We start from the raw sequence: 20,019 nt of genomic DNA, 5'->3' as shown, positions 1-20,019 counted from the left end.
GGGGGCCCCCGGCGGGGGGGGGGGGGGGCGGCCCCCCCCGGGGGGGGGGGGGGGGGGGCCCGGGGCGGGGGGGGGGCCGGGGGGCCCCGGGGGGGGGGGCCGGGGGGGGGCGGCTCTGGGTGAGGGCCGCCCCGACGAGGACCACCAGGGCGCCGACCGGGGTGTTCCAGCTCAGCTGCTCGCCGAGCAGCGCCACGCCCGCCGCCGTCGCGATCACCGGGATGAAGTACGTGACCATCTGGGCCGTCGTCGGACCGACCTCCTGGACCAGGCCGTACTGGAGCAGCACCGCGAGGCCCGTGCCCAGTGCGCCCAGGCCGAGGACGGAGAGTGTCGGCAGAAGCGGGAAGGAAGTGGGCGCCGAGGTGAACAGCGGTGTCACCACAGCCAGTTGCAACGTACCGAGGAGGAGCTGGCTGCCCGTCAGCGCCAGCGTCGACGATCCGGTCCCGGCCAGGGTGCGGCGGACGTAGATCCAGCCGACCGGATAGCAGAACGAGGCGAGCAGCGCCATGCCCGTACCCGGCAGGTCCAGGCCGGAGAAGCCCTGCCAGGCGCCCAGCACCGTGAGAACGCCGAGGAAGCCGACGCCCAGTCCGGCCACCCGGCGGCGGGTCGGGCGGTCCTCCGACAGGGCGACCATCGAGAGCGCCATGCCCCACAGCGGCGAGGTCGCGTTGCAGATCCCGGCCAGGGTGGAGGGGATCGTCAGCTCCGCGTACGAGAAGAGCGAGAACGGCAGCGCGTTGAGGAGCAGCGCCGCGACCGTGAGGTGCCCCCAGGTCCGGGCCGAACGCGGCAGCCGCTCCCGGCGCATCGCCATCGCGGCGACCAGGACCGCCGTACCGGCCAGCAGTCGGCCGAAGGTGACCTGGAACGGGGCGTAGCCATCGGTCCCGACCTTGATCAGGAGAAAGCTGAACCCCCAGATGAGCGAGAGCCCCGCGAACCGGATCCGCCAGTCGAGAGCCGGTCGCCGGGCGGCCGGCGCCGATGCCGGCGGCGCGGGCGGAGGAGGGGGTGGGGCTGATGCCGGGGCGGTGGCCCTCGGCTCGCAGGGAGCGCTCATGAGGTCCACTCTGACGAAGGGGACATCGTAGAACAAGCGAATGTTTCTGCGGTGAATCGCGTAGCATCGCTTACATGTTGAATCTGGAGCGGCTGCGTACGCTGGACGCCCTCGCCCGGCACGGCTCGGTGAGCGGGGCGGCCGACGGGCTGCACGTCACGACGTCGGCGGTCTCGCAGCAGATGGCCAAGCTGGAGCGCGAGGTCGGGCAGCGGCTGCTCGCCAAAAACGGCCGGGGTGTCCGCCTCACCGACGCCGGCCGGCTGCTCGCGGACCACGCCGCGCGGATCCTGTCGCAGGTGGAGCTCGCCCAGTCCGACATCGAGGCCCAGCGGGGCGAGGTCGTCGGCGAGGTGCGGATCTGCGCCTTTCCGACCGCGGCCCGGGGGCTGTTCCCCGCGATGCTCACCTCCCTGCGCGCCGACCATCCCGATCTCACCGTCCGTACACGGGAGTTGGAGCCCGAGCAGGGGCTGCGCGCGGTGTTCCGCGGAGACGTCGATCTCGCCGTCGTGCTCGACTGGAGCAACAAGCGGCTGCCCGTGCCCGGCGGGCTGACCAGGGCCGAACTGCTCTACGACGCACCGGACATCGCCATGCCCGTCGAACACCCGCTGGCGGACCGCGAAGAGGTGGAGCTGGAGGACTTCGCGGACGACCCCTGGGTGTCCTGGCCGGAGGGTGAATTCTGTTACGACTGGCTGATGTTCACTCTGCGCTCGCGGGGCATCGAACCGCGGATCGCCCATCTCGCGGGTGAGCACCATACGCAACTCGCGCTGATCGCGGCCGGGTTCGGCGTCTGCGTGGCCCCCCGGCTGGGGCGGGGCCCGGTCCCCGAGGGGGTGCGCCTGGTGCCGGTGCGGCAGACCATGCGGCGGCACGTCCACGCGGTCTGGCGCACGGACGCGGACCGCCGCCCGTCGGTCCGGGCCGCGGTGGCCGCGCTGCGTGCGGCGGGCGCAGGCGTGGCGGCCGGCGGCGGGTGAGCCTCTGAGGGGGAGCCCTGCAGGGCAGCGGCCCCGGCTCCGGGTCCGGGCCCCGACTCCGGCCCCCCGGCTCCGGGCCCGGCTCCGGCTCAGGTGAGATCGGCGAGCTTGCGGAAGTCCCAGGAGGTGATCTTCTCCGGGGTGAGCCGCAGCCACGCGTGCCGTCCGTCGTGCGGCATCTCCGTCATGCCGAAATACTTCACGGGGAACAGCCGCTCCGGCTCGACGAGTTCGGGGCAGGGTTCGCCCGTGCGGGGCGCCTCGCCGACGAACTCCGCCCGGCCGGTCAGCTCCACGCCGCGCAGCTCCTCGTACCCTTCGCCGTCGTCCACGACCACGGCGATCCTGGCGTCCTTGCGCAGCTGGGACCAGCGCAGGCTGCGCGTGATCGAGTACAGCCAGAGGGAGCCGCCGTGCCAGACGAACCACAGCGCACCGATGTGCGGAGCGCCGTCCGGGCCGAGCGTCGCCACCCGGCAGGTGCGCTGTCCGGTGAGGAAGGCGTCCCGCTCCTCGGGCGTCATCATGATCCGGCGGCCTCGTCGCTGGGTGTCGGTCATGGTCGCCCTCTCCGCCGCTGTCTGACTAGATGTCAGAAATCATGGACGCTCTTCCTTCGTGAAGCAATGGCCGTTACTCTCGCGCGCCCGGTCCGTCCGTGAAACCCGTCCCCAGGACAGGAGTGCCCGTGCCGTCGAGGGAATCACACGAGCGGCTCGCCGCGCTGCTCGACCCCGCCACCACCGTCCTGCTGACCGTCGAGTGCCAGCAGGGCGTCGTGGGGCCGGACAGCGCTCTGCCCGAACTCGCCGCCGTCGCCCGCTCGTCGGGCGCGCTGGCCAACATCGCCCGGCTCGTCGCCACCGCCCACGAGAGCGGCGTCCAGGTGATGCACGCCGTCGCCGAGAGCCGGCCCGACGGGCGCGGCGGCAACCGCAACGCCCGGCTCTTCCACGCCGCCGCCCGGCTGCCCGTACAGCAGTACACCGGCAGCACCGCCGTCCGGGTCGCGCCCCCCGTCGAGGTGGCCGACGAGGACCTCGTCGTCCGCCGGCTGCACGGACTGTCGCCCCTGGCCGGCACCGACGTCGACCCGCTGCTGCGCAACCTCGGCTGCCGCACGCTCGTCGTCACCGGCGTATCGGCCAACATCGCCATCCCCAACGCCGTCTTCGACGCGGTCAACCTCGGCTACACGGCCGTCGTCCCGGCCGACGCCATCGCGGGGGTGCCCGCCGAATACACCCCCGCCATGGTCCGCAACACCCTGGCCCTGGTCGCCACCGTCACCACCACGGACGCCGTCCTCGGCAACTGGAAGCGGCCGCGCAGACAGGGGGCGACGGCGGTCTGAGAACCCGTCCTACGCCAGCCTGATCGAGTCGCCCTCGACGGTGATCTCCCGGGCGGGCAGCGGCTGCGTGGCGGGCCCGCCGGTCGGGCTGCCGGTGGCGGCGTCGAAGGTGGAGTTGTGGCAGGGGCAGGTGATCGTCCCGGCCGAGACGTCCTTGACCGCGCAGCCCTGGTGGGTGCACGTGGACGAGAACGCCTTGAACTCGCCCGGTTTCGGCTGGGTCACCACGACTTTCTGTTGCGCGAAGACCTTTCCGCCTCCTTCCGGAATGTCGGCGGTGGCGGCGAGCACCGCACCGCCGCCCTGCTGTTCGCCCCCGCTGCCGGGCTGCTCGACCGCGTCGGAGCCTCCCTTGTCGTCCGATCCGCCGCCGCACGCGGTGAGGGCGGCAGCCGCTCCGGCCGCTCCCACCGCGGCGACGACCGTACGGCGTCCGAGGAGGCTCCGGTGCTCCTGCGTTGCGCTCATCGCGGCATTCCCTTCGTCGGTGTCCCCGTCTCGGGCACGTCGGTCAGAGGTACGTGCCCCGCGACCGCGATGTTCACGCCGACGACCGCTCCGAACGCAGGTGGCCCGGCCCGTCAGGCCTTACGGAGGCGGGCGACGATCCCGTCCAGGTCCCGCCGGAACAGATCGGGGCGGACGAAGTGGCCACCGGGCACCTCGTGCCACTCGTGAGCAATCCCCGCCGCGCCGAGACCGCCCCGGAACTCCCGCTGCCCGGCCAGGACCTGGGTCTCGTTGACCGTGTCGAACCAGTTGACCGGGTCGGGGCTGGTCCCCGCCACCAGGAACACCCGCTTGTTCCGGTAGCTCTCCACACGCTGCACCGGATTGTCGGCGCTGACCCGCGCCTCGTCCCACAGCGGCGCGCCGTAGACCGTACCGCCGCCCAACTCCACAGCCGCCGACGACAGGTTCGCCCAGTGGGTGACGAGGCCGGCGTCCCGGCGCAGGCTGGCCGGGCCGGAGTGGGAGCTGACCGAGGCGAAGTGCCCGTAATACTTGGCCGCGTACTTCAGCGCACCGAATCCGCCCATCGAGAACCCGGAGACCGCCCTGCCGTCGTACTCCGCGTACGTACGGAAGTTGGCGTCCACCCATGGCAGCAGCTGGGCGATGTGGAAGGTCTCCCAGTCGCGGGGGCCGACGTTGGAGGCGACCGGGTTGGAGTACCAGCCCGCCGCGCCGCCGTCCGGCATCACCACGATGAGCGGCTTCCCGGCGGTCCAGGCGCGGATGCCCATCCGGTCGAAGGTGATGAAGTCCTGCCCGGTACCGCCCCCGTGGAACAGATACAGGACCGGGTACCTGCGCCCGCCGGAGTGGTAGCCGTCCGGCAGCAGGACGTTGACACCGGGGTTCCAGCCGATCGCGTCGGTCGCGAAGCGGAAGTAGCGCATACGGGGATCGCGCTCGTCGCGGTCCACGATGCGCAGACCGAAGCCGTCGCCCACCGCATGGGCGGCGGACGCCGACGCCAGGACGCCTCCGGCGCCGAGTGCCGTGGTCGCGGTGGTTCCGGCGACGGCCTTCAGAATGCCTCTGCGCGTGGGGCGTTGGGTGCTCAACATGACCTCCTGGTCGGGGGAGTGAGGGTGTTTGGTGCGGGGGGTCAGGCGGAGTAGCCCTTCGGCGGGATGAGGGTGGCCAGCTGGTCGAAGGAGATCCAGTAGATCTGGTTGCCGCCGAAGGACGCGGGGTCCGCGATGAGGACCGTGCGGTCGACCGCGTCGTAGCCGAAGACGGTGAAGTAGTGGTAGATCGTCTGGTCCGGCGGGTAGCCGGGCGGCTGGTTGCCGGGCGGGGCGACGATGTTGGCGACCAGCGGATAGTTGCGGTCGATGTCGAAGACGATGTCGTGCCACAGGAGGTCCCGCTGCGCCTGGGTGGGCGGGTCGTTCGGCATCTCCTTGGTCTCGTACCAGCCCCCGCCGAGACGGGCGTTGAGCACGGCGGTGACCTGGCCGATGTGATCGGTGCCCGCCTCGGTCGTGCCGAGCTGCGCCGCCAGCTCGCCCTGGCTCGGCGCGGCGGTGCGGGCGGACAGCGCGATGCGGGTCGCGGCGGGACCGCACCAGTAGCCGGTCTGCTGGACCTGGTAGTCGATCTCCAGCCACCGGGCGTCGCCCGCCCGCCCGGCGTCGACCCGCAGCTTCGTCCCCGGCTCGCCGTATCCGGAGGCGAGGGCCGTGCCGGCCGTCGAGTCGTGGGCCCGTACGTCCACGACCGGGACGGCAGGGGCGGGGGAGGCCTGGGCGGTGCCGGGGACGAGCAGGGCTCCGAGGGTGAGTGCCGCGATCGTGGCGGGGACAAGTCTCGCGCGCATGAGGGCTCCTGTGGGGGACGGGGCCGTACGGAAACGCCACCGTGCGGGGACGGGGGCGGGGCCGTCCGGCCGGGTGGTGACCGGGGACAGCGTGGAGGCCCGGCGGCGACGGGCACAAGCGCTGTAAGTCCAGGCTTACGGGCGGGAGTTCGTCGCCCTACGCGCGTTCCGCCCGGCGGTCCTCCGTGGCCAGCAGCGCACGCCCTTCGGCGGTCGCGACGTGAAGGGCGCGACCGGCTGTGCGGACGGTGGTGGTGAGGCCCGCCGCGCGCAGGACGTTCATGTGCTGGCTGACGGCCGGGTGGGTCACCTGGAGCATCCGGGCCGCCTCCACGGTCGAGCATCCGGTGCGGGCGGCCCGCAGCAGGTCGGCGCGGGTCTGCCCGAGGAGGCGGCCGAGAGGGCTCCGGCCCGGTGTCGGCGCCGGGGCCCCCGCGGTGTCCGCCCAGCCGGCCGAGTGGTGGATGGGGTGCACCAGGACGGGCGGCAGTTCACCGTCCGCCAGAGTGGTCGGGGTGGGCCAGCAGAAGAACGAGGGCTGGAGCACCAGGCCCCGCCCGTTCAGCCGCAGATGCTGGTGGACCGGGTAGGTGACCTCCAGCACGGGCGGCCGCCAGTGGACGTCCGGCCCGAGACCGGTCAGCAGCGCCTCGGTGCCGCCGTCCATCAGATGCCGTGTCCGCAGCGCCCGGTCGGCCTCCAGTGCCGCGCGGACCTGTCGCCAGTGCGGTACGAGCGCTTCCGCCTGGTAGGCGTGGAGCGCCTTGCCCAGCCGGGCGAGCGCATCCGGGTCGCCCTCGGCCAGGGCGGCGGCCCAGCCGGGCAGCCGCCTCGTCCCGGCCAGCCGGGTCAGCTCCGCCCGCAGCCTCGGCCGCGGTGTGCCGAGCAGGGTGTCGACGGCGGCCCGGAACGTGGTGCGGTCGCCGGAGGTGGGGGTGAGGAAGTCGGGGGAGTACCCGCGGGGCGGCAGGAGCGGCGAGAGCAGCAGGCGGCTCTCCGGGAGCCGGGGCCGCACCCAGCGCCGCCAGGCGCCGAACACCCGCTCCCCGTCCGTCCGTTGCAGGGTCTGCACGCTGTTGGTGATTTCCCACAGGACGTCCGGGCCCGGGGCCACCCTGACCCGCGTCAGGTCCTCGGGGGTGAAGTGGATCCGCAGCATGGACGCTCCAGGGGAAGGCGAGTCAGGCCGCCGCACCCGGGATCCCCGCCCGCCACCGCACCGCGGCCCGGCCGGCTGCCCGCCGTGCGAACACCGGCGGGGAGCAGCCCTCTTCCCGCACCGACGGCGAACAGGCCACTACCCGCCACCGCCACGGGATATGCCGGGCGCGGGGATCTCCTACGCCTGCGCGAAGTCGTGCATGCAACCGGCCCCCTCACGGGAAGCGCGCCGCCGCTGCTGAGCAGAAGCCGGTCGACCGCTTGTCGCGGCAGCGGCGATCTCAGGACACGGCCAGGCCGGTCGCCCGCTGCCCCAGCGCGGCCTCCAGGCGTTCGACGGCGGTGGTCAGGATCTCCGTCGACGCCGCGAACGAGAGCCGTACGTGCTGTTCCACGGTCGGCCCGAACGCGCTTCCGGGGGTCACGACCACCCCGGTGCGGTCGATCAGCCAGGCGGCGCACTCCTGGGCCGAGCCGAATCCGAGACCGGAGACGTCGGGCAGCACGTAGAACGCCCCTTCGGGGTCCGCGCAGGAGACGCCGGGAATCCTGTTGAGCCCGGCGACCAGGAGCCGGCGCCGGTCGTCGTACCGGGCCACCATCTCCTCGACGCAGCCGCGAGTTTCGTCGGCGAGCGCGGCGAGCGCGCCGTGCTGGACGAACGAGGCGGCACAGCCGACGGTGTGCTCCTGGACCTTCACGACCTCCCGCATCACAGCGGCCGGGCCCGCCACATAGCCCAGCCGCCAGCCCGTCATGGCGTAACTCTTGGAGAAGCCGTTGACGGTCAGGGTCCGGCCCTCACAGCCGGGCCGGGCAGCCAGGCTGAGATGAGGCCGGTCGCCGTAGCGGATGTACTCGTAGATCTCGTCCGCGAGGACGATGAGGTCGTACCGGTCGGCGACGTGTGCGACGGCGTCGGCCTCGGCGGCCGTCAGCATGCGGCCCGTCGGGTTGTTGGGCGAGTTCACCAGGATCGCCCGGGTGCGCGGGGTGACTGCGGACGCCAACTGTTCGGTTTTGATGGTGAATTCGTCCCGGGGGTCGAGCGGGACGTCGACCGGACGCCCGCCGAGCAGGGTGATCATCGGGGCGTAGCTGACCCAGGCCGGTGAGGGCAGCAGCACCTCGTCGCCGGGGCCGATGACGCCGGCGAGGGCGATGTAGGCGGCGTGTTTGGCCGAAGGGGTGACGATGATGTCGGTCCCCGGGTCGGCGACGATCCCGTTGTCCCGCAGCAGTTTGGCGGCGATGGCCTCGCGCAGCCGGGGGATGCCGCGACTCGGCGTGTAGTGCGTGAGGCCGGACCGCAGCGCCTCGGCCGCCGCGTCCACCACGTGTCCGGGCGTCGGGAAGTCGGGTTCGCCGCCGCTGAGGTTGAGCACGTCGACGCCCCGGGCCTTCTGCCGCTGGACCTCGTCGAGCAGGGCGACGGTGGGGGAGCGCCCGATGGAGGCGGCGACCGGCGGGGGCCCGGCCCTCACGCGGCGACCCGCCCGGCCGCGGGGAGCGCCCGCTCGACGCTGCTCACCTCGGCGGTACGGGCGAGCATGAGCAGCGCCGCGTCCTGAAGCTCCTGGTCGCCCGTGGCCGTCGCGTCCTCCAGCACCTCGACGGCGAAATCGCGGTCGTGTGCCTCCCGGGCGGTCATCAGCACGACCAGATCGGTGGCCACCCCGGCGAGCAGAAGCGTCCCGATCTTCCGGGACCTGAGCAGGGATTCGAGGTTCGTGCCGTAGAAGGGGCTCACTCGCTGCTTCACCACGACGTTCTCACCGGGCTCGGGCGTCAGCCTCTCGTGCACCTGGGTTCCCCAGCTGCCGAGGGTGAAGCGGCGCTCGGGGTCGGGCGGCCCGAAGAGGTCGGACGCCGGAGGCCAGTCCTCGTAGTGGCTGCTGTAGCCGAGGACGACGTGGATGACGGGGATGTTCCGGGACCGGGCCCGCTCCACGGCCTGAGCCGTACGCTCGATCACGTTGCGGCGCGCCACCTCCACCCGGCACACGTGCGCGTAGTGCCCGTCGGGGTGGACGAGTTCATTGACCATGTCGAGGACGAGCAGTGCTGAGCGGGACATCTTCAACCTCGTATCGCCAGGGGTCGGGGGGTGTTCAGGTCGGCGGGCCGCAGCAGGTGCGCCGCGACGTCGTCCGCGTCGCGCATGAACTCGCTCCAGCCCGTGGGGCCGGTCGCGACGACCTGGGTGAAGTAGCGGGAGTGTTCGGTGGGAATGCCGAGCACATGCAGGCCGGGTTCCGGGCGGCCGTCGGAGCGGACCGGATGGAACGGCGACCGGGACACCGCGAGGCCGCCGGTGGGGAACTCCCCGCCGTTGACGAACTCGCTCCACAGCCCGCGGCGCAGCAGCGCACGGGTCAGCGCGGAGGTGTCGGCACGGACGTCGACCGCCGGGATCCGGGCGTCGATGACGGTCTCGACCTCCTCACGGGCGCCTCCGACCTGCGGCGAGGAGACGGTGAACCTTCCCGCCCCGGCATCCGCCGCGAACCGGGCCTGCGGGCCGATGACGCGGAGCACCCCGGCGTCGATCAGGGCACGCGTCTCGCGCAGCCTGACCAGGGGCGGTCCCGCCGCGAGGAAGGCGCTGCGCGGGGCGTACCAGTCGATCAGGTCGTCCCGGTGCGAACTCGGCGTCAGGCCACCGAAGTCGGTTAGCTCCCGGATGATCCAGCGCAGGCTGCGCAGGATGTCCAGTCCGGCCTTGACCGGCGAGTCCACGTTGCCTCGCTCCGCCTCGCGTACGTCGGCGTCCACGGCGGCGAGCAGTTCCTTGGCGAAGGCGTCCCCGTCGGCGAACGTCCGGCCGGCGAACGGCGACGCCAGCGTGTCGAAGTCGAGGCCCGGCAGCCCGTCCAGGCCGAAGTCGGCTGCGTGGCGCGCCAGTTCGGCGATGGAGCGGCCCCCGCCGGCCCGCACGCGGGCGGCGAACTCCTCGGCGGTGGCCGCTCCCGAGCGTTCGCGCAGCACGGCCGTGAAGTGGACGAAGTCGACCTCCGCCATCAGCCGGGGCGTCAGATGCCGCCGCATGTCCAGGCGTTCGGACCCCGCCGCGGCGCGCACGAGTTCCTCCGTGAAGAAGACCGGACGGTGCAGGAACCCCCCGGGCTTCTGGTTACGGCCGCGGGCCGGCTGCGGGAAGCCGCTGCGCGAACCGGCGACGAGGAAGGGCTCGTTGCCGCTGGGCAGGTAGACCAGGCCGTTCCCCGACTCGGTGAACCGCCCGCCGCGACCGACCGTGAGCGCCGCCACCACGTCGTAGAACGTCAGTCCCATGCCGATCACACCGGCCTTGCTGCCCGGTGCGACAGCGGACAGCGGCATGTCGGCGGCCGAACCGCCGGGGATGAAGCGCAGGGCCGGATCGCTCTCGGCGAACCGCTGGAGTTCCCGCAGATGTCCCGACAGCCGTGGCCGCGCGTGACCGGTGGCCAGCGCCGCCCTGTCGACGCGGATCTCCCTCCCGTCGTCGAGGGTGAGGCGGTAGCCCTCTCCCTCTTTCCGCAGGTCCGTCACGGTGGCGACGAGCCGGTGCAGGGTGACGGAGGGGGGCAGGTGCCGTTCGATCGCGTCGAGGAGGAAGAGCAGGTACCGCCCGTAGAGGGCGCGCGGCGCGTAGTCGTTCGCGTGATCGTGACCCGGTTCGGTCATGTCCCACCACTGGGCGAACGAGGGCCCGGCTCCGGGACGGGCGGGCCCGGCGTCCGGCGGTCCGGAGAACGCGGTGATCTCCCCGGCCACCGTGTTCATCAGATACCAGTCCGGCTGTCCGGTCCGCCAGATCCGGCCGCAGCCGACCTGCACGGCGTCGATGAGATGGATCTCCACCGGTCCCGGTACCTCGGCCGCCCGGGCGGCGAGCCGCTCCAGGATGCTCAGGGCCCGCGGGCCGCCCCCGACGATCGCGAGTTTGGCCGGCGCGCTCATCCGTCGGCCCCGCGGGACATCGTGAGGACGAGAGCGGCCAGGCGCGCCCCGTCGTCGCCGAGACGGTCGGCGTACCGCTGCACGATCCGCCGCTCCCGGCCTGCGGCCAGCCGGCTGCCGCCGTCGCGCATCCGCCTGTGCTGGATCTGCCGGGAGAGCGCCATCCGCTCCTCCAGGAGCGCGATGATCCTCTCGTCGAGCGCGTCGATCCCGGCCCGCCAGGCCGCGATGGGTTCGGTGGCCTCGCCACTCATGCCGCTCCCTCCCTCCCGGACACCGCCGGTCAGGGATCCCGCACCCGTGCTCACGCGCCCACCACCGCCAGCACGTCGGCCTCGATGAGCAGGCCCCCCGGCAGGTGTACCCATACCGTCGTGCGGGCCGGCGCGACATCACCGAACACCTCGTCGAACAGCTCGTTCATGGCCGCGAAGTCCTCCTCGCGCGCCAGGTACATCCTGACCATCAGCACATCGGAGACGGCGGCACCGGCGGTGCCGAGCAGCTCCTGGAGGTGGGTGAACACGGCCCGGGCCTGCTCACGGAAGCCCGGCACGGGCCCGTCGAGCCGGCCGGGGACGAACGGGACCTGGCCCGAGACCGCCAGCAGCGGTCCGCGGCGTACGACCGGTGAGTAGCGTGCGGCCGGGGCCGGAGCGCCGGGCGCGGAGAACGTCTCGCTGAGCATCAATGACCTTTTCCGGAGAGGTACGGGAAGGGGTTCGGGGCATCGGCGCCGGGCCGGCCGCCGTCAGACCGGGCCGGACCGGCGCTGTCCTGCGGCGGCCGATTCGTACGCCTCGATGTCGGGGAGACGGCCGAGCGTCTCGGCGATCGGGTCTCCCGGCTCCAGCAGCCGGCGGAGCAGCGGCTCGGCGATCCGCACCGGGCTCTCCACCTCTCCGCAGGTCAGCCGCCGGGCCGCCAGATCGACGGTGACGGGCAGCCAGGGATCGGCTTCGATCGCGGCCCACAGCCGCTCGATCACCTCGTGGTCGACCTCGGCCGTCCACAGGCCCCGCATGGTGGCGTTGCCCCGGAAGATGTCACCGAAGCGGCTGGCGACGACCACCTCGAACCCCGCGCTCCGGAGCGCCCAGACGGCCGATTCGCGGGAGGAACCGGTTCCGAAGTCGCGGCCGGCGACCAGGACGGTCGCACCCTGGTGGGCGGGCTGATTGAGGACGAACGAGGGGTCCGCCCGCCAGTCCGCGAACAGGATGTTCGTGAAACCGTTCGGCCGGAAGTACGGGACGAACCGGGCCGGGGCGAGCTGGTCGGTGTCCACGTCGTCGCGGCGCAGGGGGACCGCGGTCCCCCTGCGGAGGGCGGGCTCGCTCACAGGTCCTCCGGAGTGGTGAGGCGGCCGGAGACAGCCGTGGCCGCCGCGACGCGCGGTGAGACCAGGTGAGTCCTGGACTGCTTGCCCTGACGCCCCTCGAAGTTGCGGTTGCTGGTGGACGCGGCGCGTTCGCCCGGGGCGAGACGGTCCTCGTTGAGGGCGCAGCACATCGAGCAGCCCGCGCCTTCGCGGAAGTCGGCGCCGGCCTCGGCGAACACCTTGTCCAGCCCCTCGGCCCGCGCCTGCCGCCGGACGGCGGCCGAGCCCGGGACGATCAGCAGGTGCACACCGTCGGCCACCCGGCGCCCGGCGAGGACGGCCGCGGCATCCCGCAGGTCCTCGATCCGCCCGTTGGTGCAGGAGCCGAGGAAGACGGTGCTCACCGAGAGGTCCCGCACGGCCTGGCCGGGGCGCAGCCCCATGTAGTCCAGGGACCGCCGGGCCGAGGCCCACTCCTCCTCGGTGGCGAAGTCGGCCCGGGTGGGGATCGACCCGTCGATCAGCAGGTTCTGCGCCGGGTTGGTCCCCCAGGAGACCCGGGGGCCGACGGCGGCGGCGTCGATGTGCACGACGTCGTCGAACCGGGCGTCGTCGTCGCTGCGCATCGCGCGCCAGCGCGGTTCCGCCTCGGCGAACGCGTCGGCCCGGCCCCGGGCCTCCAGCCGGCCGCGCAGATAGTCGATCGTCGTGTCGTCGGCGGCCACCAGGCCCGCCCGCGAACCGGCTTCGATACTCATGTTGCAGAGCGTCATCCGGCCTTCCACGGAGAGCCCGCGGACGGCCTCGCCGCGGTACTCGATGATGCTGCCCTGCCCGCCCCCGGTGCCGATCTGCGCGATCAGCGCCAGCGCCAGGTCCTTCGCCGTGGCCCCGTCCGGCAACGCCCCGGAGACCTCGACGGCGAGGTCCCCCGGCCGGTGCACGGGCAGGGTCTGGGTGGCCAGGACATGCTCGACCTGGCCCGTGCCGATGCCGAAGGCGAGCACGCCCAGGGCACCGAGCGTCGAGGTGTGCGAGTCACAGCAGACGATCGTCATCCCCGGCTGGGCGAGGCCGAGTTCGGGGACGATGACGTGCACGATCCCCTGGTCCGCGTCGCCCAGCCGGTGGAGCGGGATGCCGAACTCGGCGCAGTTGGCGCGGATCAGCTCGCGTTGCCGCCGCCCCGCCAGGTCCTCCATGGCGCCCTGTCTGGTCGGGGTGTTGTGGTCCTCGACGGCGAGGGTGCGGTCGGGGCGGCGGACCGTTCTGCCGGACGCCCTCAGGTCGTCGAAGGCACGGGGTGTGTTGACCTCGTGCAGGACGTGCAGGTCGACGTAGAGCAGATCGGCGCCGTCGTCGAGCGGGCGCACCACGTGCTGGGACCAGATCTTCTCGGCGAGCGTCCTGCCCATCTCAGGCCGCCACCGGCTCGACGGCCCGGGTGAGCCGGAAGACGGACCAGAGCATGTCGATGGGCCGGGTCTCGGAGACGAACGCGAGACCGTACCGCTCGGCCGACGGTGCGGTGGTGAGCGCCGCCTCCACCCGGCCGGCCCGCGCGGCGAGCGCGGCCGCGCTGGTGGAATCGGTCAGGACGGTCTCCTTGACGCTCATCTCCTTCGGCAGCAGCTGCTCGATCAGCGGTACGGGGGCGGGGTGGCTGGCGATCCGGACCGGACCGGAGGGAGTGCTGCCGGGCACCACCGCGATGCCGTACTGGGGGGTCCGGTAGTGGTAGGCGCCGACCAGGCTCAGCTCCGTGTTCATGTAGAACGCGGACACGTCGGCGTACGCGTTGGCCACCACCAGCAGGTCGGCCGAGCCCTGGAGCACCGCTCTGGACGCGGATTCGTAGCTGTGGAACAGCGCGGGGGTCTGCTCGACGGAGCCACCGGGAAGCCGCGCTATGAGGTGCTCGGCCGCCAGTTCGCTGCTCGTGCCGGCCGGCCCCAGGGTGGCCACCTTCCAGCCCCTCGCCGTCGTGGGCATGGAGATGTCCAGGAATTTCTGGTCTGTCGGTTGCTGCACTGTCTTCCTTCCACCGGTGCTTGCGGGAAGCGGGGCGTGGGCGTTCATCGGGGCGGTACGGGGGTGAGCCAGGTGGCGTACGCGGGGCGCCGTCCCCGTACCACCTCGGTGTAGACGTCACGGAGCCGCCGGGTCAGGTCCCCGGCCCGGCCCGTGCTCACCGGGCGGTGGTCGATCGAGGTGACGGCGCTGACCTCGACACCCGTACCGGTGGTGAAGACCTCCTGGGCGTCGTCCAGTTCGGCCCGGCCCACCGGCCGTTCCGCGACCGGCAGGCCGAACTCGCGCGCCAGCAGCTCGATCACCGTGGCCCGGGTGATGCCGGGCAGGATGTCGGCGGTGACGGGCGGGGTCGCGATACGGCCGTCCCGGCCGACGACGAAGACGTTGGACGTGCTCGCCTCGGTGAGGTTGCCGTCGAGACCGAGCATCAGCGCGTCGTCGCAGCCGTCGGCGTAAGCCTCCTCCACGGCCAGGGCGTTGTTGGCGTACGTACCGGTGATCTTGGCCGTCGACGGGATGCTGACGGACGGCACGCGCCGGAAGGTGCTCACCTTGCAGGCCAGACCCTCGCTCCGGACGTAGGACCCCATCCGCACCGTGGTCAGCGTGAACTGGGCGGAGACCCCGCTCAGCCGGACGCCGAAGGGAGTGCCCGGTTCGAGCGCCAGTTTGTAGGCGAGCGGGCGGATGTAGGTGTCGCCGTCGCCGCCGTTGCGCCGCAGCAGGTCCAGGACGACGTCGCTCATGTCGTCCACGGTCAGCGGCAGCCGGATCCGCAGCGCGCCGGCGGAGCGCTCCAGGCGTTCCAGATGCTCGCGGAGCCGGAAGACCGCAAGACCGGCCGTGCCTTCGCGGGCGTAGGCACGGATGCCCTCGAAGACACCGGTTCCGTAGTGCAGGGCCTGCGTGCTCACGGGCAGGCCGACGGTGTCGGCGCGGACGAACTCCCCGTTGTGGAAAGCGAACCGGGGCGAGGCGACGGCGGTCGTGGTCATCGCGTGCCACGCCCCGCGGCGATCGCCAGGGCGGCCGCCCGCTCGGGCTCCGCGCCGGAGCCGCGCCGGTCGTGGATGCGCGCGGCCTTCCAGCTGACCATCGCGCCCGTGCTGGTGATGGCGTCCATGGAGCCGAGCACGACCTCGCAGGCGACGTCGAAGGCGTCCGCGACGGCCTGCCGGATCGCCACCCGGTCGATGGCCGCCCCGGCCGCCTCGTCGACGGGTTCGAGGTTGACGGTGACGAGGTCCTGGCCGTCGGCCTCGTCGATGAGGAGGAAGTAGTCGACGACACCGCGGATATGGGTGAACAGCGTCTGTTCGAGGTCGAACGCGGACACCCGCCGTCCGCCGAGGCGCAGCGCGTCCCGGCTCCGGCCGATCGGCTGCATCACCTCGGAGACCGAACCGGGCTCGGCGAAGAGCCGGACCAGGTCGCCGGTGCGGTATCGCACCAGGGGCTTGGCCCCCTGGTACAGGTGGGTGACGACGAGCTCGCCCTCCCGCACTCCGTCCACCGCCTCGACCGCCCGCCCGGTGTCGGGGTCGATCACCTCGACGTGGTTGTTCAGCGGGACGGTGTGCAGCCGGCCGTCGGCGTGGCAGGCGGCCATGATCGACGCCTCCTGCGAGGCGTACATGCAGTTGTAGACGGCGGCCGACCACAGCGCGCCCAGGTTCTCGAGCATGGCGGGCGAGGTGAGTTCCCCGAGGGTGAGGATGAGCCGGACGCCCAGGCGGCCGTGGAGGTCGATCCCGGCGGCGCGGGCCGCCTTGGCCAGCGAGATGGCCATGCCGGGGGTGCAGACGATCGCGGTGATGCCGAGCTGTTCGAGGAGCGCCAGCGCGCGGGGGAAGCCGACGACCGGCGAATGCGGCCACATCTTGACGACGGTGTGGCCCAGGTTGCGCAGTACGTCGCCGAAGGTGTCCCCGGTCGAGTGGAGTTCGGTGGGCCCCATGACCGCGACGACGTGACGCTCGCCGTGCTGGGCGAAGATCTTCTCGTACGCCAGGGTCAGGGCCGTGTTGTTGACGATGGAGTCCCGCTCGTCACGGGGGCACGGGGTGGCCCGGCCGGTCGTTCCGGTCGTCTCGTAGTAGACCCAGGCCCGGTCGATCGGCTGCGACATGACGTCGAACGGGTCCGCCCGCAGATCGTCCTTGGTCGTGAACGGCACCGCGGCGAAGTCCTGGGGGCTGATCGGCCCGGTCGCCGGCACCGTCACGCCGCGCAACCGGTCGGCGTAGAAAGCCGAGTTCGCCCGGACGTAACGGATGGTCTCCGCCGCCCGCTCCATCTGGAGCGAGTGCAGTTCCCCGGGCTGCCGGCCGCCGTCGTGGAGCCGTCGCTGCTCGGTCAGGGTGTCCTGGGCGTAGGCCGCGAGTTCCGGCCTGAAGAGGGTGAACACCGGTGTCCTTTCGATCGGTTGTCATGGAGGTCGGCGAGGAGTTACGGAAGGCCGTTCCGGCGCGGGCTCGGGGCGCCCGGACTCATCCGGCCGGGCCGGGCTCGCTGAGCAGCGCGCCCGCGGACCGGTCGAGATCGACCACCACCCAGGTGCTCAGCTCCTGCCAGGCCCGTACTCCGCGCTGGTGATCCGGGTGGCTCTGGTACCTCTCCAGCGCTGCCCGGTCCGTGAACAGGCCGATGACGGCGAAGTCGTGGGCCGCCTCGCGGGGAGTGGTGTTGCGGCCGGCCGACCAGGACCGGATCTCCGGGATGTGCTCGGGGTGCCCGCGCGAGATGAGTTCGGCCGCCACGGCCCGAGGGTCGTCCCAGGTGACGCCCGGAAGGAAGCGGAAACAGACGATGTGGCTGATCATCTCCGTGCCCCGGTCAGCCGGGTACGGGAGCGAGATCGGCCGCCAGGCGCTCGCGGAGGACGGAGATGTCCTCGCAGTCGCTCTCGGCGCGCTCGAAGATGTACCGGCGGTAGATCTCGTCCAGTGCGGCCTTGTCGATCTCCAGCCCCAGTTCGCCCAGAAGGTGGCGCAGCACCGCCCGGCCGGAGTGCCGGCTGATCAGCAGGCTGCGCTCCCTGCCGAACCGGGCCGGCTCGACGTACTCGTACGTCGCCGGGTTGCGGAGCATGCCCGCCTGGTGGATTCCGGCCGCCGTGCCGAAGGCGTACTTGCCGAAGATGGCCTTGTTCCGGGGCTCCTCCAGCCGGATGATCTCGCGGAGCCGGTTGTAGACGCCGTAGATGCCCGCCAGGTCGGCCGTGGAGTACAGGCCGATCTGCTCGCCCTTGTAGGCGAGGAAGGCGCAGACTTCCTCCATGGCGGTGTTGCCGGCGCGCTCGCCGATGCCGCCGACCGTGACCTGGACGTCGTCGGCACCGGCCTCAAGACCCGCGATCGCGTTGGCGGTCGCGACACCGAAGTCGTTGTGGCAGTGCACGCCGATGCGCACCGGGGCGGGCGCCCACGACCGGATCCGGGCGATGAGATCACCGAACTCCGCGGGGGACGCGCAGCCGGAGGTGTCGGCGACGGGGATGTAGCGGGCCCCGGCCTCCACCGCCCGCTCGGTCAGCTCCTGCAGATAGCCGAGGTCGCCGCGGGTGGCGTCCTCGATGCCCACGGCCACGGTCTCCACCCCGAGCGAGGCGGCGAACCGCGCCGCGTCGACGGCGTCCTCGATCGCCTGCTGCCGGGTGATGCCGAGCTTGTGCTCCAGGTGGATGTCGCTGCCGGTGCCCATGATCTGGAGTACGTGGTTGCGGCCGCCCGCCGCCTGTACGGCCGTCTCGACGTCGTCCCGGCGGGCCCGGGAGAGGGTCGCCACCCGGGCCCGGGAGAGCGCCGCGGACACCGCCTGGGTGGCGTCGAAGTCGTTGGACGAGGACGCCGGGAATCCCGCCTCGATGACGTCCACGCCCAGCGCTTCGATCCGCAGAGCCAGATCGAGTTTGTCCTGGGAGGACATGGCGTTGGCGGGGGCCTGTTCTCCGTCGCGCAGCGTCGTGTCGAATATCTCGATGCGCCGCGGTTCTTTCCTGGTCATTTCTCGGACTCCTTGGATCGAGGAGGGCCGTCAGGGCGCTCCCTGGAACTCCTGCCGTCCTGATGCGCGCGGACCGTTCAGTCGACCGGCCGCACCGGCTGCTCCCATACGACGAATCCGACGGCGCCCTTCGGACTGCGCGGGGTGTGGACGCTGTCCGGGGGCATGACCAGCAGGCTGCCTGCCGGATAAACTCCGTCGTCGGTCTCGATCTCGCCCTCGAGAATCCAGATGATCTCGTATCCGGGATGCCGGTGCGGCTGGGCTTTCCCGTTCGGCAGGTAGCGGACGATGGCCGCCGCCGGACCGTCCGCGCCGGTTTCCCGCGTCGAGTACAGCGAATGCATTTCGACGCCGACGCGCCCGTCGCGCATCAGCGGCTGGAACTCGTAGTCCACGGGGCCGAACGATTTCCCCGGTATGCCTCCGTACAGCTGCGGAAGCGCGTTCGTGCCGTTCATTTCCGACATGCTCATCCCTTCTTCTTCCGGTCCTGGGGCGGAGGGGGTTTCAGTCGCCGACCTTGCCGGGGATGCCGTCGATCCAGGCGTCCCGGTGCGCGTCGGCGGCGGCCCGGTCGGAGAAGGCGTAGGTCTTGAGCAGCCACCGGCCGAGCGCACGCGCGGAGTCCTGGATCTCGATCTGCTCCCGGTTGTGCAGGGCGCTCTGGTTGGCGAACGTGAGCACATCGCCCTGCTGCATGCGGTGCCGCTGCTTGGGCACCCGGGTCAGCGCGTTCTTCAGCGCCAGCAGGGCGTCCTTGGCCTCGACGGGCGCGTCACCGGCGGCCGTGGTGTGGGTGTCGAGGTAGCGCAGCGAGGAGACCCCGCTGAGGATCGGATGCGACGGAGTGCTGTCGAGTTCGGTGTTGGCGTCCCGGGAGACCACGTCGAACGGGGTGACGAAGCAGGGCTCGCGGAGCACCTGCTGGGTCTCGGGCGACAGCTCGGCCAGGAGCCGCCGGCCGGCGACGAAGCCGGTGTAGACCAGGTCGTCGGGCGGGCAGCGCATGCCCAGCAGCGTGATGTAGTCGGCCCGGACGGGGTGGGCCGTGCGGTCGTTGTGGAACACGACCTCGCCGCCGTTGTAACCCGTCTGCTGCCCCAGGTACTTGTTGATGGCGACGACGTCGATGAAGAAGTCCCCGCCGAACCGGTTCGCGTAGGAGAGCAGCGGGGTCCGGGTGATCTGGGCCAGCAGCTCCAGGAATCCCTCGCCGATGAACGTGGCCTTGTGGCTCTTCTTCTCGGCGGAAGGGTCCTCGTTGCCGATTTCCGGAAGGTCTTCGTCGACCGGGCAGTTCCGCAGGACATGCGCCTCCGAAACGCCCGAGGAACGTTCCTCCCTGATCCGGTCGGCCGCGCGGAGCAGCCTTTCGGGAACTCCACCGTCGATCACCAGTTTGGAGACGCGGTCACTGAATGCGAGATAGTCCTCGTAAGGACTCACCTCGACGGTTTCCAGCCTTTCGGTGAGCTGTGAGCGTTCACTGTCCGTCAGAACGAGCAGGGCTTCCAAAACCGACTCCCGGAATCGCTTGATGGGGCACGGTTATTCAAGCAACCTGCCGCATTCCCCACATCGGCTGACAGTCGAGACCGCCCTCCACCTATGGAGGATGTGCGTACGGGGGTGCGTGGCCCGGGGGGCATGACGCAGAAGGCGCGGACCGCCCCGCCGGGGTGGTCCGCGCCTTGTCGAGTCGCCCCCCCCCGGGCGGGGGTGAGTGGGGGTGGTTTATTCCCCGGGAATTTGCGAGGGCGGGCTAGGGGGTATTATAGTAGGTACAGGGGGGGGAACCGCCCGGGGGGG

General features: G+C 72.0%; 22 protein-coding genes. 2 read left to right on the top strand and 20 right to left on the bottom strand.

What is annotated here, in order from left to right; translation table 11 throughout:
- Window positions 1-1,069: DMT family transporter (locus JS521_RS09995; RefSeq protein ID WP_239487031.1), on the bottom strand; the 1,069-nt coding region annotated here is incomplete at its 3' end.
- A 74-nt stretch (window positions 1,070-1,143) separates the two neighbouring features.
- Between JS521_RS09995 and JS521_RS09990 the strand changes: the two genes are divergently transcribed.
- Window positions 1,144-2,058 carry a LysR family transcriptional regulator gene (locus tag JS521_RS09990; protein ID WP_205082355.1) on the top strand — a complete coding sequence of 305 codons (915 nt, stop codon included), beginning with the start codon at window positions 1,144-1,146 and terminating at the stop codon, window positions 2,056-2,058.
- 89 nt (window positions 2,059-2,147) lie between these two features.
- Here JS521_RS09990 and JS521_RS09985 read toward each other — a convergent pair whose 3' ends face one another.
- Window positions 2,148-2,618, bottom strand: coding sequence for a pyridoxamine 5'-phosphate oxidase family protein (locus JS521_RS09985; protein WP_205082354.1), 471 nt, complete (start codon window positions 2,616-2,618; stop codon window positions 2,148-2,150).
- A gap of 128 nt (window positions 2,619-2,746) precedes the next feature.
- On the opposite strand from JS521_RS09985, the gene JS521_RS09980 reads away from it, so the two are divergent.
- The gene (locus tag JS521_RS09980) at window positions 2,747-3,412 is read left to right on the top strand and encodes a cysteine hydrolase family protein (protein WP_205082353.1); all 666 of its coding nucleotides are present in this window, start codon (window positions 2,747-2,749) and stop codon (window positions 3,410-3,412) included.
- A gap of 9 nt (window positions 3,413-3,421) precedes the next feature.
- Here JS521_RS09980 and JS521_RS09975 read toward each other — a convergent pair whose 3' ends face one another.
- From JS521_RS09975 to JS521_RS09890, 18 genes are all read right to left on the bottom strand, one after another.
- Window positions 3,422-3,880, bottom strand: coding sequence for a Rieske (2Fe-2S) protein (locus JS521_RS09975; RefSeq protein WP_030713743.1), 459 nt, complete (start codon window positions 3,878-3,880; stop codon window positions 3,422-3,424).
- Between the two features lie 113 nt (window positions 3,881-3,993).
- Window positions 3,994-4,983, bottom strand: a complete 990-nt coding sequence (locus JS521_RS09970) for an alpha/beta hydrolase (RefSeq protein WP_205082368.1) — start codon at window positions 4,981-4,983, stop codon at window positions 3,994-3,996.
- 44 nt (window positions 4,984-5,027) lie between these two features.
- The gene (locus tag JS521_RS09965) at window positions 5,028-5,741 is read right to left on the bottom strand and encodes a C39 family peptidase (RefSeq protein ID WP_205082352.1); all 714 of its coding nucleotides are present in this window, start codon (window positions 5,739-5,741) and stop codon (window positions 5,028-5,030) included.
- A 157-nt stretch (window positions 5,742-5,898) separates the two neighbouring features.
- On the bottom strand, window positions 5,899-6,900 hold the full coding sequence (locus JS521_RS09960; RefSeq protein WP_205082351.1) for an ArsR/SmtB family transcription factor: 1,002 nt from the start codon (window positions 6,898-6,900) through the stop codon (window positions 5,899-5,901).
- A gap of 283 nt (window positions 6,901-7,183) precedes the next feature.
- Entirely contained in the window at window positions 7,184-8,386 is a 1,203-nt protein-coding gene (locus JS521_RS09955) for a pyridoxal phosphate-dependent aminotransferase (protein WP_205082350.1), read from the bottom strand.
- A complete protein-coding gene (locus tag JS521_RS09950; protein WP_205082349.1) occupies window positions 8,383-8,979 on the bottom strand; it encodes a cysteine hydrolase family protein in 597 nt (198 codons plus the stop codon). The genes JS521_RS09955 and JS521_RS09950 overlap by 4 nt, the downstream gene beginning before the upstream one ends.
- A gap of 2 nt (window positions 8,980-8,981) precedes the next feature.
- Window positions 8,982-10,847 carry an FAD/NAD(P)-binding protein gene (locus JS521_RS09945; protein ID WP_205082348.1) on the bottom strand — a complete coding sequence of 622 codons (1,866 nt, stop codon included), beginning with the start codon at window positions 10,845-10,847 and terminating at the stop codon, window positions 8,982-8,984.
- A complete protein-coding gene (locus tag JS521_RS09940; RefSeq protein WP_205082347.1) occupies window positions 10,844-11,101 on the bottom strand; it encodes a chorismate mutase in 258 nt (85 codons plus the stop codon). Before JS521_RS09940 ends, JS521_RS09945 begins: the two co-directional genes overlap by 4 nt.
- A gap of 50 nt (window positions 11,102-11,151) precedes the next feature.
- Window positions 11,152-11,535 carry a RidA family protein gene (locus JS521_RS09935; protein ID WP_205082346.1) on the bottom strand — a complete coding sequence of 128 codons (384 nt, stop codon included), beginning with the start codon at window positions 11,533-11,535 and terminating at the stop codon, window positions 11,152-11,154.
- Between the two features lie 63 nt (window positions 11,536-11,598).
- Window positions 11,599-12,189, bottom strand: a complete 591-nt coding sequence (locus JS521_RS09930) for a 3-isopropylmalate dehydratase small subunit (RefSeq protein ID WP_205082345.1) — start codon at window positions 12,187-12,189, stop codon at window positions 11,599-11,601.
- A complete protein-coding gene (leuC, locus tag JS521_RS09925; protein WP_205082344.1) occupies window positions 12,186-13,583 on the bottom strand; it encodes a 3-isopropylmalate dehydratase large subunit in 1,398 nt (465 codons plus the stop codon). Before leuC ends, JS521_RS09930 begins: the two co-directional genes overlap by 4 nt.
- Window position 13,584: 1 nt before the next feature.
- Window positions 13,585-14,199 (bottom strand): prephenate dehydratase domain-containing protein, encoded by a 615-nt coding sequence (locus JS521_RS09920; RefSeq protein ID WP_307847824.1) that lies wholly within the window; start codon window positions 14,197-14,199, stop codon window positions 13,585-13,587.
- A 44-nt stretch (window positions 14,200-14,243) separates the two neighbouring features.
- On the bottom strand, window positions 14,244-15,197 hold the full coding sequence (locus tag JS521_RS09915; protein ID WP_205082343.1) for a branched-chain amino acid transaminase: 954 nt from the start codon (window positions 15,195-15,197) through the stop codon (window positions 14,244-14,246).
- Window positions 15,194-16,609 carry a phenylacetate--CoA ligase family protein gene (locus JS521_RS09910; RefSeq protein WP_205082342.1) on the bottom strand — a complete coding sequence of 472 codons (1,416 nt, stop codon included), beginning with the start codon at window positions 16,607-16,609 and terminating at the stop codon, window positions 15,194-15,196. Before JS521_RS09910 ends, JS521_RS09915 begins: the two co-directional genes overlap by 4 nt.
- Window positions 16,610-16,691: 82 nt before the next feature.
- Window positions 16,692-17,024: a Dabb family protein gene (locus JS521_RS09905; protein WP_205082341.1), complete on the bottom strand. Its 333-nt coding sequence runs from the start codon at window positions 17,022-17,024 to the stop codon at window positions 16,692-16,694.
- 13 nt (window positions 17,025-17,037) lie between these two features.
- Window positions 17,038-18,207, bottom strand: a complete 1,170-nt coding sequence (locus tag JS521_RS09900) for a LeuA family protein (protein WP_205082340.1) — start codon at window positions 18,205-18,207, stop codon at window positions 17,038-17,040.
- Window positions 18,208-18,284: 77 nt separating this feature from the next.
- Window positions 18,285-18,683 (bottom strand): cupin domain-containing protein, encoded by a 399-nt coding sequence (locus JS521_RS09895; RefSeq protein ID WP_205082339.1) that lies wholly within the window; start codon window positions 18,681-18,683, stop codon window positions 18,285-18,287.
- Between the two features lie 34 nt (window positions 18,684-18,717).
- Window positions 18,718-19,725: a TauD/TfdA family dioxygenase gene (locus JS521_RS09890; RefSeq protein ID WP_205082338.1), complete on the bottom strand. Its 1,008-nt coding sequence runs from the start codon at window positions 19,723-19,725 to the stop codon at window positions 18,718-18,720.
- Between the last annotated feature and the right edge of the window lie 294 nt (window positions 19,726-20,019).

It is taken from the genome of Streptomyces durocortorensis, assembly GCF_016901035.1.
Lineage (GTDB): Bacteria > Actinomycetota > Actinomycetes > Streptomycetales > Streptomycetaceae > Streptomyces > Streptomyces durocortorensis.
This window is presented reverse-complemented; position numbering and strand designations above follow the sequence as displayed.